We start from the raw sequence: 381 nt of genomic DNA, 5'->3' as shown, positions 1-381 counted from the left end.
CGAAACCTTCCTTCGCAACAGCGCGGGTAGCAAGAATTTCAGTGGCTGCGGCATGAGCGGATGAATGATGCCGCCGTCAACCAGCAGCACACGCTTTGTCTTCGCCGGATCGAGCGGAAAGATACCATTGACGTCCTTCACAAGCGTGGGCGAGCGGCCGATGTATTCCCTTGATGCAGCGACATTGTCTGGATGCGCAAGCAGGCGGCGCGCTTCAGCGGCATCGGGGAGGACATCTGACGGTTGAAAAAGTTTGAGATGCGCCTTGAGCGCCAGCACGCGAAGAACCGCTTCCTCAAGTCGTTCCGGAGTAATTTTCCCATCTTCGACGGCAGCCTTGACCGCCGCCATATCCTCCTCAGGTTCATCGCTGAAGAGGAT

At 57.2% G+C, this 381-nt stretch carries 1 pseudogene; it reads right to left on the bottom strand.

What is annotated here, in order from left to right:
* Window positions 1-381, bottom strand: a pseudogene (locus AF337_RS15955) (glycoside hydrolase family 3 protein); the annotation flags it as partial.

The organism is Rhizobium ecuadorense, from assembly GCF_001187535.1.
Classification (GTDB): domain Bacteria; phylum Pseudomonadota; class Alphaproteobacteria; order Rhizobiales; family Rhizobiaceae; genus Rhizobium; species Rhizobium ecuadorense.
Note: the sequence above shows the minus strand (reverse complement) of the source record. Positions and strands in the feature narration are given on the sequence as shown.